The organism is Kineococcus sp. DHX-1, from assembly GCF_042473625.1.
Taxonomy (GTDB): domain Bacteria; phylum Actinomycetota; class Actinomycetes; order Actinomycetales; family Kineococcaceae; genus Kineococcus.
In genome coordinates this window covers 2,783,664-2,798,847 of sequence record NZ_CP170445.1, presented here as the reverse complement: position 1 = coordinate 2,798,847, position 15,184 = coordinate 2,783,664, and the positions used below count along the sequence as shown (strand labels likewise).

Annotated in this window: 12 protein-coding genes and 1 tRNA gene; 10 read left to right on the top strand and 3 right to left on the bottom strand. The window is 76.2% G+C overall.

Annotation, left to right across the window (positions count from 1 at the left end; all coding sequences use genetic code 11):
* The first annotated feature begins 85 nt into the window (after positions 1–85).
* Genes ACFEMC_RS13500 through hrpB form a run of 3 tightly spaced genes read left to right on the top strand, consistent with a single transcriptional unit; the run spans position 86 to position 5,102 of the window.
* Entirely contained in the window at positions 86–1,693 is a 1,608-nt protein-coding gene (locus ACFEMC_RS13500) for a DEAD/DEAH box helicase (RefSeq protein ID WP_380170112.1), read from the top strand.
* A gap of 39 nt (positions 1,694–1,732) precedes the next feature.
* Positions 1,733–2,545 (top strand): hypothetical protein, encoded by an 813-nt coding sequence (locus tag ACFEMC_RS13495; protein ID WP_380170111.1) that lies wholly within the window; start codon positions 1,733–1,735, stop codon positions 2,543–2,545.
* 52 nt (positions 2,546–2,597) lie between these two features.
* The gene (gene hrpB / locus ACFEMC_RS13490; RefSeq protein ID WP_380176772.1) at positions 2,598–5,102 is read left to right on the top strand and encodes an ATP-dependent helicase HrpB; all 2,505 of its coding nucleotides are present in this window, start codon (positions 2,598–2,600) and stop codon (positions 5,100–5,102) included.
* Here the strand turns inward: hrpB and ACFEMC_RS13485 are convergent.
* Positions 5,094–5,618: a phosphoribosyltransferase gene (locus tag ACFEMC_RS13485; RefSeq protein WP_380170110.1), complete on the bottom strand. Its 525-nt coding sequence runs from the start codon at positions 5,616–5,618 to the stop codon at positions 5,094–5,096. The genes hrpB and ACFEMC_RS13485 overlap by 9 nt on opposite strands.
* Positions 5,619–5,724: 106 nt before the next feature.
* On the opposite strand from ACFEMC_RS13485, the gene ACFEMC_RS13480 reads away from it, so the two are divergent.
* On the top strand, positions 5,725–6,777 hold the full coding sequence (locus ACFEMC_RS13480; protein ID WP_380170109.1) for an NAD(P)-binding domain-containing protein: 1,053 nt from the start codon (positions 5,725–5,727) through the stop codon (positions 6,775–6,777).
* Between the two features lie 25 nt (positions 6,778–6,802).
* Positions 6,803–7,294: a glutathione peroxidase gene (locus tag ACFEMC_RS13475; RefSeq protein WP_380170108.1), complete on the top strand. Its 492-nt coding sequence runs from the start codon at positions 6,803–6,805 to the stop codon at positions 7,292–7,294.
* Between the two features lie 7 nt (positions 7,295–7,301).
* Here ACFEMC_RS13475 and ACFEMC_RS13470 read toward each other — a convergent pair whose 3' ends face one another.
* Together ACFEMC_RS13470 and ACFEMC_RS13465 are read right to left on the bottom strand one after the other, a co-directional pair.
* Positions 7,302–7,985: a SprT-like domain-containing protein gene (locus tag ACFEMC_RS13470; RefSeq protein WP_380170107.1), complete on the bottom strand. Its 684-nt coding sequence runs from the start codon at positions 7,983–7,985 to the stop codon at positions 7,302–7,304.
* A 175-nt stretch (positions 7,986–8,160) separates the two neighbouring features.
* A tRNA-Arg gene (locus ACFEMC_RS13465) sits at positions 8,161–8,235 on the bottom strand.
* 128 nt (positions 8,236–8,363) lie between these two features.
* On the opposite strand from ACFEMC_RS13465, the gene argS reads away from it, so the two are divergent.
* From argS to thrB, 5 genes are all read left to right on the top strand, one after another.
* A complete protein-coding gene (gene argS, locus ACFEMC_RS13460) occupies positions 8,364–10,028 on the top strand; it encodes an arginine--tRNA ligase (protein WP_380170106.1) in 1,665 nt (554 codons plus the stop codon).
* A gap of 14 nt (positions 10,029–10,042) precedes the next feature.
* Positions 10,043–11,434 (top strand): diaminopimelate decarboxylase, encoded by a 1,392-nt coding sequence (gene lysA, locus ACFEMC_RS13455; protein ID WP_380170105.1) that lies wholly within the window; start codon positions 10,043–10,045, stop codon positions 11,432–11,434.
* 113 nt (positions 11,435–11,547) lie between these two features.
* Entirely contained in the window at positions 11,548–12,846 is a 1,299-nt protein-coding gene (locus ACFEMC_RS13450; protein WP_380170104.1) for a homoserine dehydrogenase, read from the top strand.
* Positions 12,846–13,925, top strand: a complete 1,080-nt coding sequence (gene thrC / locus ACFEMC_RS13445; protein ID WP_367639500.1) for a threonine synthase — start codon at positions 12,846–12,848, stop codon at positions 13,923–13,925. Before ACFEMC_RS13450 ends, thrC begins: the two co-directional genes overlap by 1 nt.
* Before the next feature lie 5 nt (positions 13,926–13,930).
* Positions 13,931–14,932: a homoserine kinase gene (thrB, locus tag ACFEMC_RS13440; RefSeq protein ID WP_380170103.1), complete on the top strand. Its 1,002-nt coding sequence runs from the start codon at positions 13,931–13,933 to the stop codon at positions 14,930–14,932.
* Positions 14,933–15,184: the final 252 nt, after the last annotated feature.

The following is a 15,184-nucleotide window of genomic DNA, read 5'->3' as shown; positions in this document are numbered from 1 at the left end:
CCCGGGCGCAGGTCCCCCGTGGTCCACGGGTGCGGTCGGGCACCACGGCCGATCCCCGTGTCCGACCACCGGAAGGCTCTTCTCCGTGACCTCGTCCGCACCCCGCGGCTCCCGCACGTCCACTCCCGGCACCACCACCGGCACCACTCGCGGCGTTCCCGCCGACGGCTCCGTGCCCCAGCCCCGCCGCCGTCGCCGAGCGACCGCCCCCACGTCCGCCCCCGGGACCGCTCCCGTCCAGCGCGAGCAGCCCGCGCGCCCCGAGGTCGTCTCCGACGCCGTGACCGAGGTCGTCGCCGATGACCGGTCCTTCGCCGAGCTCGGCGTCCCGCAGCCCCTCGTCGACGTCCTCGCCGCCCGCGGGGTCGCCAGCCCGTTCCCCATTCAAACCGCGACGCTGCCGGACTCCCTCGCGGGGCGCGACGTCCTGGGCCGTGGCCGCACCGGCAGCGGCAAGACGATCGCCTTCGCCCTCCCGCTCGTGGCGCGCCTGGCCGCCTCGCAGCGTCCGCGCCGCAGCACCCGGCCGCGCTCGCTCGTCCTCGTCCCGACCCGCGAGCTGGCCAACCAGGTCTCGGCCACGGTGACGCCGCTGGCCCAGGCCCTCGGTCTGCGCACGGCCGTCGTGTTCGGCGGCGTGGGTCAGAACCCGCAGGTCAGCGCCCTGAAGGAGGGCGTCGACGTCCTCATCGCGTGCCCGGGCCGGCTCGAGGACCTCATCGGCCAGGGCCACTGCCGCCTCGACGCCGTCGAGGTCACCGTGCTCGACGAGGCCGACCACATGGCCGACCTCGGCTTCCTGCCCGGTGTGAAGCGCCTCATGGACGCCACCCCCGTCGTCGGCCAGCGCCTGCTGTTCTCCGCGACGCTGGACAACGGCATCGACGTCCTCGTGAAGCGGTACCTGTCCGAGCCGGTCGTGCACTCGGTCGACCCGGCCGTCGCCCCCGTCTCGACGATGGAGCACCACGTCCTCGAGGTCGCCACCGACACCAAGGCCGCCCTCGTGCGCGAGCTGGCCGCCGGCCAGGGGCGAACGGTCCTGTTCACCCGGACCAAGCACTCGGCCAAGAAGCTGGCCAAGCAGCTCACCGCGGCCGGGATCCCCGCCGTCGACCTGCACGGCAACCTCAGCCAGAACGCCCGGGAGCGCAACCTCGGCGCCTTCTCCGACGGGTCGGTCCGGGTGCTGTGCGCCACGGACATCGCGGCCCGCGGCATCCACGTCGACGAGGTCGGCCTCGTCGTGCACGTCGACCCGCCGACCGAGCACAAGGCCTACCTGCACCGCTCCGGCCGCACGGCGCGCGCCGGCGCCGGCGGTCTCGTCGTCACGGTCGCGACGCCGGACCAGCGCGGCGACGTCCGCACGCTGGCGCGCCAGGCGGGCATCGCGCCGCGGTGGACGCCGGTCGGCACCGGTCACGCGCTCACCGCGCAGCTCGTCGGGCCGACCGCCGCCTACGTCGACCCCGCGGACTCGCCCGTCCCGACCGCCCCGCCGCAGCCGCAGCGGGCGGCCAAGCCGCGCACCACGGCCCCCGCGGCGAGCGGTGGCCGGACCCCGTCGTCCGCGAACCGCCCGGCCGCAGCCGGTGCCGGGGCCGCCCCCGGCGGGGCGCCGCGTCGCCGTCGCCGCGGCGGTCGCGGTGGCCGTGGCGGCGCGGGCTCTGCCGGTACCGCGACGCGCTGAGCGCCGTCCTGACGGGCGCCACCGCCCTAGATTGCTGAGGTGGGCGGGCGGCGTCGCTGGTGGGGGTACACCCATCCGCACAGCCGCGCCGCCGTCCACATCGTCTTCTGGGTCCTCGTCGCCGGCGTCCTCGGAGCCCTCTGGTGGTGGTTCCGCGGCCGGCACGCGCCGCTGCGACCGGCGCCCGTCCGGGTCCTGCAGGGGGTCGTGGCCGGTCTCGCGGTCGGGCTGGTCCTCGTCGGGACCACGTGGCGCAGCGTCACCGACCTCGGTGACGCCCCGGTCTGCTCGGCCCCGCCGGGGGAGGAGTGGGAGTCCACGAGCGACGTCGGGGCGCTCACGCCCGGCGTCCTGGCCCAGAAGGTGGCGACCTGGCCCGAGACCGGGCTGGCCATGCTCTACGCCGACGCCCGCGGACTGTCCGTGTGCCGGTACGCGGCGGCCGACTACTACGTCGCGGTCGTCCCCGTCGCGGTCGCCGGCAAGCGGACGACGAACTTCGGCGACATGGTGATCTCGCCGCGCTTCCCGACCGCCCCGGCCGAGGCGGCCGCCCTGGCCCGGCACGAGTCGCACCACCGCCCGCAGTGGGCCGTCGCCACCGTCCTGGCCGGCCCGGCCGCCTTCCCGCTCGCCTACGGCGTCGACGACTTCTTCTTCCCCGGCGCGCGCAACCACTTCGAGCGCCTGGCCGGCCTCGCCGAGGGCGGCTACGTCCCCGAACCGGCCGGTCCGGTCCTCGGCCCGCCCCAGTGGGCGGTGCTCGCGAGTGCCCTCGCGGGCGCCGTGGCGCTCGGCGTCCGGTCCCTGCGGCACCGCAGACGGGGACGGGGCCGGCACCCGGCAGGATGACCCGGTGCCGCCGGGACCCACCACCTCGCTCGACGCCCTCGTCGCCACGCTCCTGGCCTCCCACCTTGACGCGCTGCCGGTCGGTGCCGTCGTCCCCGAACTCCTCACCACCCTGCAGGCCCACGGGGCTGCGGTCCTGCAGGCGCCCCCGGGCACCGGCAAGACGACGCTCGTCCCCCTGGCGCTGGCCGCTCCGGCTCCCGCGGACGACTCCGGTCGCGTCGCCGGTCGGGTCGTCGTCGCCGAACCCCGGCGGGTGGCGGCCCGGGCCGCGGCCGCCCGGATGGCCTCCCTGCTCGGCGAACCGGTCGGCGGCACGGTCGGGTACGCCGTCCGCGGCGACCGGCGCGTCGGGCCTGACACCCGCGTCGAGGTCGTCACGACGGGTCTGCTGCTGCGCCGGCTGCTGCGCGACCCCGAGCTGCCGGGAGTCTCGGTCCTCTTGCTCGACGAGGTCCACGAGCGCCAGCTCGACGCCGACCTCGTCCTCGCCTTCGCGCTGCAGACCCGTGAGCTGCTGCGCGAGGACCTGCACCTGGTCGCGGCCTCGGCGACCCTCGACGTCCCGCGCCTGGCCGAGCTCCTGGCGGCGCCCGTCGTGACGGCGACCGCCCCCGTCCACCCCCTCGACGTGCAGTGGTGCCCGCCCGCGCGGCCCGTGCGCCCGCCGGACGGCCTGCGCGTGGACCCGGCCCTCCTCGACCACGTCGCCGGACTCGTGCGGCGGGCGCTCGCCGAGCGCACCGGGGACGTCCTGGTGTTCCTGCCCGGGACCGGGGAGATCCGCGCCGTCGAGGGGCGCCTGGCGGGCGTCGACGCGGAGGTGGTCCCGTTGCACGGGAGGCGCTCCGCGGCCGAGCAGGACGCCGCGCTGACCCCGGGCGCGCGGCGGCGCGTCGTGCTGGCCACCGCCGTGGCCGAGTCCAGCCTCACCGTGCCCGGCGTCCGCGTCGTCGTCGACGCGGGCCTGGCGCGGGTGCCCCGCTTCGACCACGCGCGCGGTTTCGGCGGGCTCGACACCGTCCGGGTCTCGCGGGCGGGCGCCGACCAGCGCGCCGGCCGCGCGGCCCGCGAGGCTCCCGGGACGGTCTACCGCGCGTGGTCGGCCGCCGAGCACGCGCTGCTGACCCCGCACACGGCGCCGGAGGTCCTCACCGCCGACCTCACCGGTTTCGCGCTGCTGTGCGCGGGGTGGGGCGACGTCGACGACCTGCCGCTGCTGGACGCCCCGCCGCCCGGTCCGCTCGCCGCCGCGCGCGAGGTCCTGCACCGCCTGGGCGCGCTCGCGGGCGGTGCCCTCACCCCGCTCGGGCGGCGGATGGCCGAGATCGGGCTGCACCCGCGGCTGGCCCGCGCCCTGCTCGACGGCGCCGACCGGGTCGGGGCCCGCCCGGCCGCGGAGATCGTCGCGCTGCTGTCCGAGGAGGGCGGTCCGGGTGGTGGCGACGACCTCGTCGCGCGCTGGCGCGCGGCCCACCGCGAGCACCGGACCCCGTGGCACCGGGAGGTGGACCGGCTGCTCGCCACGCTGCCCGCGGGGCCCTCGAGCCGGGGGGCCGGAACGCCCCGGGACGCGGCCGCGGGGCTCGTCGTCGCCCTGGCCCACCCCGAGCGGGTCGCCCGCCGGCGCAGCGAGGACGGGACCGCGTACGCCACCGCGGGCGGGACGGGGGTGGACCTCGCGCCCGGCAGCGGGCTGCGCGGGGCGCCGTGGCTGGCCGTGGCCGTCGCCGACCGCGCCCCCGGTCGGGCCGCGGCCCGGGTGCGGGCGGCGGCGCCCCTCGACGAGGACACCGCCCGCGCGGTCGTCGGTGTGCGCGTGGTCGACGAGGTCGTCTGGGACGGCGACGTGCGGGCCCGCCGCGTCGAACGGCTCGGGGAGCTGGAGCTGTCCGCCCGCCCCCTCGCGGACCCGCCCGCCGACGCCGTCGCCGCGGCCGTCGCCGAGGGCGTCCGGCGCGAGGGGCTGCAGCTGCTCACCGTCGGTGCCGCCGCCCGTTCCCTGCGGGCGCGCGTGGCGTGCTGCCGTGCGGCGCAGGGCGATCCGTGGCCGGACCTGTCCCACGAGAACCTGCTCGCGACCCTGCCGCAGTGGCTCGGTGCGCAGCTGGCGGGCGTCCGCTCGCGCCGGGACCTGGCCCGCGTCGACGTCCTCACCGCGCTGCGCGCGCTCCTGCCCTGGCCGCAGGCGGGCCGTCTCGACGAGCTGGCCCCCGTCGACCTGCCGGTCCCGTCCGGCCGGAGGGTGGCGCTCGACTACGCCGACCCGGCCGCGCCCGTCCTCGCGCTGAAGCTGCAGGAGGCGTTCGGCTGGACGGCGACGCCCCGGCTCGTCGAGGGCCGGGTGCCCGTCGTCCTGCACCTGCTCTCACCGGCGGGCCGGCCGCTGGCCGTCACGGCGGACCTGGAGTCGTTCTGGCGCAGCGTCTACCCGTCGGTGCGGGCGGAGAACCGCGGTCGCTACGCCAAGCACCCATGGCCGGAGGACCCGTTCACCGCCGTCCCCACGGCGCGCACCACGCGCGCCGCCCGAGGTCCGGGACGCGGCTCAGGCTGAGACGGCCCCGGGGACCGGACCCTGCGCCGACCACGGGAAGTCGATCCACCGGTCGGTCTGGCGCCAGGCCCAGTCCGGTTCCCGGGTCGTCGTCGGCTTGCGGTAGACGACGACCGAACGCGCCCGCACGCCCGCCTCGGCGCACAGCGCGACCACGACGCCGAGGGTGCGGCCGGTGTCGGCGACGTCGTCGACGACGAGCACGTCGCGGCCGGCCAGCTCGGTGAGGTCCACCGACGGCGCGAGCACGACCGGTTCCGGCAGCCGGGAGTCGACGCCGGTGTAGAACTCGACGTTGATCGTGGCCGTCTCCTTGACGTCCAGCGCGTACGCCAGCCCCGCGGCCAGCGGCAGCCCGCCGCGGGCGATGCCGAGCACGACGCCGGGCCGGAAACCGTCACAGGCGATGTCCGTCGCGAGGGCGCGGACGGCGTCGCCGAAGGTCGACCACGTCAGCACCTCCCGGTCGGCGGGGGCGGGCTGGGTGCTGGGCGGGGCGTCGGACGATTCGGTCACGGGGCGAGGCTAGCTGCGGGCCGTTCCCCGACGCGCGAGCCCGCGGGACATTACGATCACTCTTCGTGACGACTGGTGCACGCGCGCGACGGCGCCGGGAGCGGACGTGAGTCCCGCCCTGCACACCGTCGACGTGGCCGTCGTCGGTGCGGGCCAGGGGGGTCTGTCGGCCGCCTTCTTCCTGGACCGCGCCGGGCTGGACCCGGGACGGGGCTACGTCGTCCTCGACGGGGACGACGAACCCGGCGGCGCGTGGCGCCACCGCTGGCCCGGGCTCGTCATGGCCCGCGTCAACGGGGTCCACGACCTGCCCGGCTTCCCCCTCGGCGCGGTGGACCCCCAGGCCCCGGCCCGCGAGGTCGTCCCCGCCTACTTCGCCGAGTACGAGCTGCGGCTCGGCATGCCCGTGCGGCGACCCGTCGCCGTGCACGACGTCCGGCCCGCCGGGGCCCGCCTGCTCGTCACGTCCTCGGCGGGGACCTTCGCGGCCCGCGCGGTCGTCAACGCCACCGGGACCTGGACCCGGCCGTTCTGGCCGTCCTACCCCGGCCGGGGGACCTTCCGCGGCCGGCAGCTGCACACCGCCGACTACGCCGGCCCGCAGGAGTTCGCGGGGCAGCACGTCGTCGTCGTGGGCGGGGGCATCTCCGCGGTGCAGCACCTGGAGGACCTCGCCGTCCACGGCGTCGGCACGACCTGGGTCACGCGTCACGAGCCCGTCTTCCGCGAGGACTTCGACGTCGAGGCGCGCCGGGCCGCCGTGGAGGTCGTGGCCCAGCGGGTCGCGGCGGGGGAGCCGCCGGGCAGCGTCGTGTCGGCCACCGGCCTGCTGCTGACCCCCGAGGTCGCGGCGCTGCGCGACCGCGGCGTCCTCAAGCGCCACCCGGCCTTCTCCCGCATCACGCCCGACGGCGTGGAGTGGGCCGACGGGTCCCGGCAGGGCGCGAACGCGATCCTGTGGGCGACGGGGTTCCGGCCGGCCCTGGACCACCTGCGCAGCCTGCACCTGCGCGAACCGGGCGGCGGCATCCTCGTCGACGGCACCCGCGTCGTCCGTGAACCCCGGCTGCACCTCGTCGGGTACGGCCCCTCGGCCAGCACCGTGGGAGCGAGCCGCGCCGCCCGGCAGGCCGTCCACGAGGTCCTCGCGGGGCGCTGAGGGGGCGCGGGTACGTTCTGCGCCCATGACCTCCCCCTTCTCCGTGCCCCTCACGGCGCTCACCGGCGGGCCGCTGCCCGCGGACGCCCTCGACGGTCGCGCCGTCCTCGTCGTCAACGTCGCCTCCCGGTGCGGGCTGACCCCGCAGTACGAGGCGCTGGAGGCCCTGCACCGGGAGTTCGCCGACCGCGGGTTCACCGTCCTCGGCGTGCCCTGCAACCAGTTCAACGGCCAGGAACCCGGGACCGACGAGGAGATCGCCGAGTACTGCTCGGCCACCTGGGGGACGACGTTCCCCATGACGACGAAGGCCGACGTCAACGGCCCCGACCGCCACCCGCTGTACGACGTCCTCACCGCGACACCCGACGCGGACGGCGAGGCCGGGGACGTCGCCTGGAACTTCGAGAAGTTCCTCGTCGCCCCCGACGGGCGCGTCGTGGGCCGCTTCCGCCCGCGCACGACCCCCGACGACCCGGCGCTGCGGGCGGCGGTCGAGGGGACCCTCCCGGCCTGAGGGCGGTTCACCTGCGGCGCAACGGTTCGGCGAGGGCGAACGGCACGGTCAGGACGCCCCGCCGCACCCGCACGTGGTAGCGCGACCGGCCCACCTTGACGACCTCGCCCGTGGTTCCCGCGTGCGGTCCGCCGCCGCCGACCCGCACGCGCGTGCCGACCGGCAGCCGGTCCCGCACCACGGGGCCGACGCTCCCGGCGGCCAGGTGGGCCCAGTCCTCCTGGTAGCTGGCGGGCAGCGCGGCCGGGGCCACCGGGCGGCCGTGGAAGGTCCAGCTGACGACGTTGGCCGGGTCGAAGCCCGGTCCGCAGCGCGCGCACGAGACGACGCGCGTCGGGCGGCGGTGGCGGGTCGCGACGTGGCCCGCGGGGCAGGTGCCCGTCCACGGTCCGGGCGGGCGCGGCCCCTGCGAGGTGCGCTCGGCCGAGCAGCCGATGCGCCGCGCCGTCGCCCGCCAGACGGCGTCGTGGCCGTGCCGGGGACCGACGAGCGCGTGGGCGATCTCGTGCAGGACGGTGTCCCAGACCTCGGCCTCGTCGTGCAGCGCCGTGAGCGGCCCGCTCAGCCCGATCTCGCGCCGGTCGGCCCGGCAGACGCCGGCCCGCGTCTTGGCCCGGTCCAGCACCACCGTCCACCCGTCCAGCCCGTGCTGGACGAGGAGCCCCCGCGCCATGACCAGCGCCTCGCGCACGTCCACCCGCACCCCTCGCCTCGACCCGCCCCGGTGCTCCCGCGACGCCCCCGCACCCGGGCACCGCATCAGAGCACAGCCGTCCGACACGGGGGGGCCGGCCGGGCAGCGCCCTGTGGACGGACGTCCCCGGGGACGACGAAGGGCGCCGCACGGTGTGCGGCGCCCTTCGTGGTGGTGCCCCCGGCAGGACTCGAACCTGCGCACACGGCTCCGGAGGCCGATGCTCTATCCGCTGAGCTACGGGGGCCCTGCGGTGCGTCGCAGACACTACCAGCGATGGGTGCCCGCCCCGACCAGGACCACCCGTCCGCCGTCCCGCGCCGCCCTGTGGGTGGCGGACCGGGGCGACGCCCTGCGCCGGTAGGCTTGCCACTCGTGACTCCCGCCGAGCTCTCAGCTGCCCTGAGGGACGCCCTGACCACGGCCGTGACGGCCGGAGAGCTGTCCCTCGACCCCGCCGACGTGCCGGCCGAGGTCCGCGTGGAGCGTCCGAAGAACCGTGACCACGGCGACTGGGCCACCAACGTCGCGCTGCAGCTGGCGAAGAAGGCCGGGACGGCGCCGCGCGAGGTCGCCGCCGTCCTGCAGCGCCGCCTCCTGCAGGTCGGGGGCGTGCAGGCCGTCGACATCGCCGGCCCCGGGTTCCTCAACATCACCCTCGAGGCCGCGGCCGCGGGCGACCTCGCGCGCGTCGTCGTCGAGGCCGGCCCGGCGTTCGGCCGCGCCGCCGCACCGAGCGGGGAGAAGGTGAACCTCGAGTTCGTCTCGGCCAACCCCACCGGTCCGATCCACCTCGGCGGCACCCGCTGGGCCGCCGTGGGCGACTCGCTGGCCCGGGTCCTGCAGGCCGCCGGAGCGCAGGTGACGCGCGAGTACTACTTCAACGACCACGGTGCGCAGATCGACCGGTTCGCCCGGTCGCTGCTGGCCCGCGCCCACGGGGAGCCCGCGCCCGAGGACGGCTACGGGGGCGACTACATCGGCGACATCGCCGACGCCGTGCTGGCCCGCGTGCCCGGTCTGCTGGACCTGCCGCGCGAGCAGCAGCAGGAGACGTTCCGCCGCGAGGGCGTCGACCTCATGTTCACCGAGATCAAGCAGTCGCTCGCCGAGTTCGGCGTCGAGTTCGACGTGTACTTCCACGAGGACTCCCTGCACAGCACCGGCGCCGTCGACCGCGCCGTGCAGCGCCTGCGCGACCTCGGCCGCATGTACGAGGCCGACGGCGCGACGTGGTTGCGCACCAGCGACTTCGGCGACGACAAGGACCGCGTCGTCCTCAAGAGCGACGGGAACCCGGCCTACATCTCCGGCGACCTGGCGTACTACCTCGACAAGCGCGACCGCGGTTTCGACCGCTGCGTGATCATGCTCGGCGCGGACCACCACGGCTACGTCGGCCGGATGATGGCGATGTGCGCGGCGTTCGGCGACGAACCCGGCGTGAACCTCGAGATCCTCATCGGCCAGATGGTGAACCTCGTCCGCGACGGCGTGCCCGTCCGGATGAGCAAGCGCGCCGGCACCGTGGTGACGATGGAGGACCTCGTCGGGGCGGTGGGCGTCGACGCGGCCCGGTACTCCCTCGTGCGCTCCAGCGTCGACTCGAGCATCGACATCGACCTGGACCTGCTGACCAAGCGGACCAACGACAACCCCGTCTTCTACGTCCAGTACGCCCACGCGCGGACGGCGAACGTCGGCGTGAACGCGGCCACCGCCGGGGTGCGCCGCGAGGACGCCTTCGACCCCTCGCTGCTCACGGACGAGACGGAGTCGCTGCTGCTCGCCGCCCTCGCCGAGTTCCCCGAGGTCGTCCGCCGCGCCGGGGAGCTGCGCGAACCCCACCGCGTGGCGCGGTACCTGGAGGAGCTCGCCGGTCGGTTCCACAAGTTCTACGACGCCTGCCGCGTCACGCCCCGCGCGGGCGAGGACGTGACCGACGTGCACCGCACCCGGTTGTGGCTGAACGACGCCACCCGCCAGGTGCTCGCCAACGGTCTGGCCCTGCTCGGCGTCTCGGCGCCGGAACGCATGTGAGGGGAGGGACACCCGTGGCGGACATCGCCGTCGTCCCCGCGTGGCTCACGCCGCCGGCCGACGTCAACGAACTGCTCCCGCAGCTGTGGGCCCGCACGGTCGCCCGCGGCGACGACGGGGCCTTGCGCGTGGGTGGGGTCGGCGTGGCCGACCTCGCGCGCGAGCACGGCACCCCGCTGTTCGTCGTCGACGAGCTGGACTTCCGCTCGCGGGCGACGGCCTTCCGCGACGCCTTCGCCGACGCCTTCGCCGACCTGTGCGGCGGTGCGGACGTCTACTACGCGTCCAAGGCCTTCCTGGCCACCGGCGTCGCGCGCTGGATCGCCCAGGACGGCCTGCACCTGGACACGGCCTCGGGCGGTGAGCTCGAGCTCGGCCTGCGCGGCGGCGTCCTGCCCGGGCGGATCGCCCTGCACGGCAACAACAAGTCGCGCCGCGAGATCGCGACGGCGCTCGAGGCCGGGGTCGGCCGGATCGTCGTGGACTCCCTCGGCGAGATCGACCTCGTCGCCGACCTGGCCCGCGAGCGGGGCGTCGTGGCGCCCGTCATGCTCCGGGTCACCGTCGGCGTGGAGGCGCACACCCACCAGTACGTCGCGACGGCGCACGAGGACCAGAAGTTCGGGTTGTCGCTGGCCTCGGGCCAGGCGGAGGCCGCCGTCGCCCGCGCCCTGGCCCGGCCCGAGCTCCAGCTCCTCGGACTGCACAGCCACATCGGTTCGCAGATCTTCGACATGGGTGGGTTCGAGGTCTCGGCCCGCCGGTTGCTCGAGCTGCACCGCCGCGTGGAACGCGTGCACGGGGTGGAACTGCCCGAGATCGACCTCGGCGGCGGCTACGGCGTGGCCTACACGTCCGCGGACAAGCCGTTGGCCCCCCGCGAGATCGCCGGCCGGATGGCCGAGATCGTGGCCCGCGAGTGCCTCGTCCAGGGCATCGCCGTGCCCCGCGTGTCCGTCGAGCCGGGCCGCGCGATCGCGGCCCCGAGCACCTTCACGCTCTACGAAGTCGGGGCGACGAAGGACGTCGCCCTCGACGGCGGGACGCGCCGCCGGTACGTCTCGGTCGACGGCGGCATGAGCGACAACATCCGCACCGCGCTCTACGACGCCGACTACTCCGCGACGATCGCCTCGCGCGCCTCGGACGCCACCGGCGTGCTGTCCCGTGTGGTCGGGAAGCACTGCGAGAGCGGGGACGTCGTCGTGCGCGACGAGTTCCTGCCCGACGACGCCGGCGCGGGCGACCTGCTCGCCGTGCCCGGGACCGGGGCCTACTGCCGCAGCATGGCGAGCAACTACAACCAGGTGCCGCGACCGGCGGTCGTCTCGGTGCGGGACGGTGCGGCGTCCCTGCTCGTGCGCCGGGAGACGCCGGAGGACCTGCTCGCGCTCGACGCGGGCTGAGGGGCCCGCGCACCGCGGGTGAGAGGGTTGGCCCGGGTTCCTGCCGGACGGGCCGGGGCACGAGTGCTGGACGGCGGGACGACGTTGCTGGACGGAAGTGGGGAGCACACGCGGTGGAGCCGGTGAAGGTCGCGCTGCTCGGGTGCGGTGTCGTGGGCACCGAGGTGGCGCGGCTGCTGACGACGCAGGCCGACGAACTCGCGGCGCGCGTGGGTGCGCCGCTGGAGCTGGTGGGCATCGCGGTGCGGCGCCTGGGGCGCGACCGCGGTCTGGGGGTCGACGCGTCGCTCTTCACGACCGACGCCGAAGAGCTCGTGACGCGCGCGGACGTCGTCGTGGAGGTCATCGGCGGCATCGAGCCCGCGCGCTCGCTCATCCTGCGCGCCGTCGAGCACGGCGCCTCGGTCGTGACCGCGAACAAGGCGCTGCTGGCCGCCGACGGCCCGGCGCTGTACGAGGCGGCCGCCAAGGCCGGGGTCGACCTCTACTACGAGGCCTCCGTCGCCGGGGCCATCCCGCTGCTGCGCCCCCTGCGCGAGTCCCTCGTCGGCGACCGCGTGACGCGCGTGCTCGGCATCGTCAACGGGACGACGAACTACGTCCTGGACCAGATGGACACCTCCGGCATGGGCTTCGCCGAGGCCGTCGAGCAGGCCCAGGCCCTCGGGTACGCCGAGGCGGACCCGACCGCCGACGTCGAGGCCTTCGACGCCGCCGCCAAGGCCGCGATCCTCGCTTCCCTGGCCTTCCACACGCGCGTCAGCCTCGACGACGTGCACCGCGAGGGGATCACCGAGGTCAGCGCCGCGGACGTGCGCGCCGCCCAGCTGCAGGGCTGCGTCGTGAAGCTGCTGGCCATCTGCGAGCGCGGGACGGACGCCGACGGCGGCGAGGCCGTCTCGGTGCGCGTGCACCCGGCGATGCTGCCCCGCGAGCACCAGCTCGCGGGTGTGCGCGGTGCCTTCAACGCCGTCTACGTGGAGGCCGAGTCGGCCGGGCAGCTGATGTTCTACGGCCCCGGCGCGGGCGGGCAGCCCACGGCCAGCGCGGTCATGGGCGACGTCGTCGCCGTGGCCCGCCACAAGGTCGTCGGCGGCCGGGGGCCCGGGGAGTCGGCGTACGCGCAGCTCGCGGTGCAGCCCATGGCCGACACGGTCACCCGGTACCACGTGCGGCTCGACGTGGCCGACAAGCCGGGCGTGCTGGCCCAGGTCGCGGGCGTCTTCGCCGCGCACGGCGTCTCGATCGAGGCCGTGCAGCAGCGGCACGACGACGCCGGCCGCGCGGTGCTCGTCGTCGTGACGCACAGCGCCACCGACGCGGCCCTGTCGGCCACCGTCGACGAACTCGAACAGCTGGACATCGTGGACTCCGTGGCCGGTGTGCTGCGGGTCGAGGGAGGGGACGCCTGATGGCGCACGTGTGGCGGGGTCTCATCGAGGAGTACCGGGACCGGCTGCCCGTGACCGAGGCCACCCCGGTGGTCACCCTGGGCGAGGGGGGCACGCCGCTCGTGCCGGCGCGCCACCTGTCCGAGCTCGTGCGCGGCCGCGTCCTCATCAAGGTCGAGGGCTGCAACCCGACCGCGTCCTTCAAGGACCGCGGGATGACGATGGCCATGAGCAAGGCCAAGGAGAACGGCGCCGAGGTCGTCATCTGCGCCTCGACGGGCAACACCTCGGCCTCCGCTGCGGCCTACGCCACCGCGGCGGGCATCCGCTGCGCGGTCCTGGTGCCCGACGGCAAGATCGCCATGGGCAAGCTGTCGCAGGCCGTCGCCCACGGCGCCACCATCCTGCAGGTCGACGGCAACTTCGACGACTGCCTGAACCAGGCCCGCAAGCTCGCCGAGGCGTACCCCGTCGAGCTCGTGAACTCGGTCAACCCGTACCGCATCGAGGGCCAGAAGACGGGGGCCTTCGAGGTCGTCGACGTCCTCGGCGACGCGCCCGACATCCACGCCCTGCCCGTCGGCAACGCCGGCAACATCACGGCCTACTGGAAGGGCTACACCGAGTACGCCGCGGACGGTGTCGCGACCCGCACCCCGAAGATGTGGGGCTTCCAGGCCGCCGGCGCCGCTCCGATCGTCAAGGGCCACCCGGTCGACGAGCCGGAGACGATCGCGACGGCCATCCGCATCGGTCACCCCGCGTCCTGGACCGGGGCCACCACCGCCCGCGACGACTCCGGCGGCCGCATCGACGCCGTGAGCGACGAGCAGATCCTCGCCGCCCACCGCTGGCTGTCCGCGCGCGAGGGCGTCTTCGTCGAACCCGCCTCCGCCGCGGGGGTCGCCGGTCTCCTCGCCGCGCACGAGGCCGGCGAGGTCGAGCCGGGCCAGACCATCGTCATCACGGTGACCGGGCACGGGCTGAAGGACCCGCAGTGGGCGCTGCAGCTGGCCGCCGGCGCCGAGGGGTCGGTCGAGCCGGTCCGCGTCCAGCCCGACGCCGTCACGATCGCCCGCGCCATCGGCGTGGAGGTCTGAGGAGCGTGGACCCCCGCTCCAGCACCGGGTCCGGCCCCGTGCCGGGCCCGTCCCGCCAGGGGGCGCTCGCGCCGTTGCCGGTCGGCACCTCCGCCACCGTGCGGGTGCCTGCGACGAGCGCGAACCTCGGGCCCGGTTTCGACGCCTTCGGCCTCGCGCTCGACCTCTGCGACGAGGTCCGGGCGGAGGTGGTCGCGGACGCCGGTCTGCGGGTGCGCGTCGAGGGGCAGGGCGCCGGGGCGGTGCCGACCGACGAACGCCACCTCGTCGTGCGCGTCCTGCGCGAGGAGCTGGCCGCCGCCGGACACGCTGCCCCGGGGCTCGACGTGCTGTGCCGCAACGTCATCCCGCACGGTCGCGGGCTGGGGTCGTCCGCGTCGGCGATCGTCGCGGGCCTGGCGGCGGCCCGGGCGCTGCTCCTGGCGGCCGGGGCGGTCGTCGAGGACGAGCAGGAGACCCGGGCGCGCATCCTCCTCGAGGCGTCCCGCCGCGAGGGGCACCCCGACAACGCCGCGCCCGCCGTGCACGGCGGCTTCACGATCGCCTGGACGCGCGGGGAGGACCCGACCCACCCCGACGCCGTGCGGTCGGTCCGGCTGCCCGTCCACCCCGACGTGCGGGCCGTCGTGTGCGTGCCGGCCGAGGAGCTGGCGACGTCGCGGGCGCGGGCGCTGCTGCCCGCCACGGTCCCGCACGCCGACGCCGCGCTGACGGCGGGCCGGGCCGGTCTGCTCGTGCACGCGCTGACGGCCGACCCCTCGCTCCTGCTCGACGCGACCGAGGAGCGCCTGCACCAGGCCCAGCGGGCCCCGGCGATGCCGCGGTCGGCGGAGCTGTTGCGGGCGTTGCGGTCCGAGGGTCTCGCGGCCGTCGTCTCCGGCGCGGGGCCGAGCGTGCTCGTGCTGACCGACGAGCGGGGTGTCGACCGCGTGCGCACCCTGGCCGCCGGGGGCGTCTGGGACGTCCACGCGCGGCCTGTGCACGCCGACGGCGTCCGCTGGTCCTGACCCTCCGGGGCGGGAACCGGCCCCGACGCGCCGTGCGCCGAACGGGGGACCGGGCCTGCGCCCGTGCCGCCGGGTGTTAGCATCGGAGGCAGCACCCACGGCGGGACACTCACGGTGGGGCTCTCTCGAGCCGAGAACCGTCCCTGCTGCGTCCGTTCCCCGTCTCCGGGTGCGTCTCCACGTTCTCGCCGCGCTTCTTCGCGTGGCCGTGGATTTCCCATCCTGCCCATCGGGCAGTCACCGCGACACCCC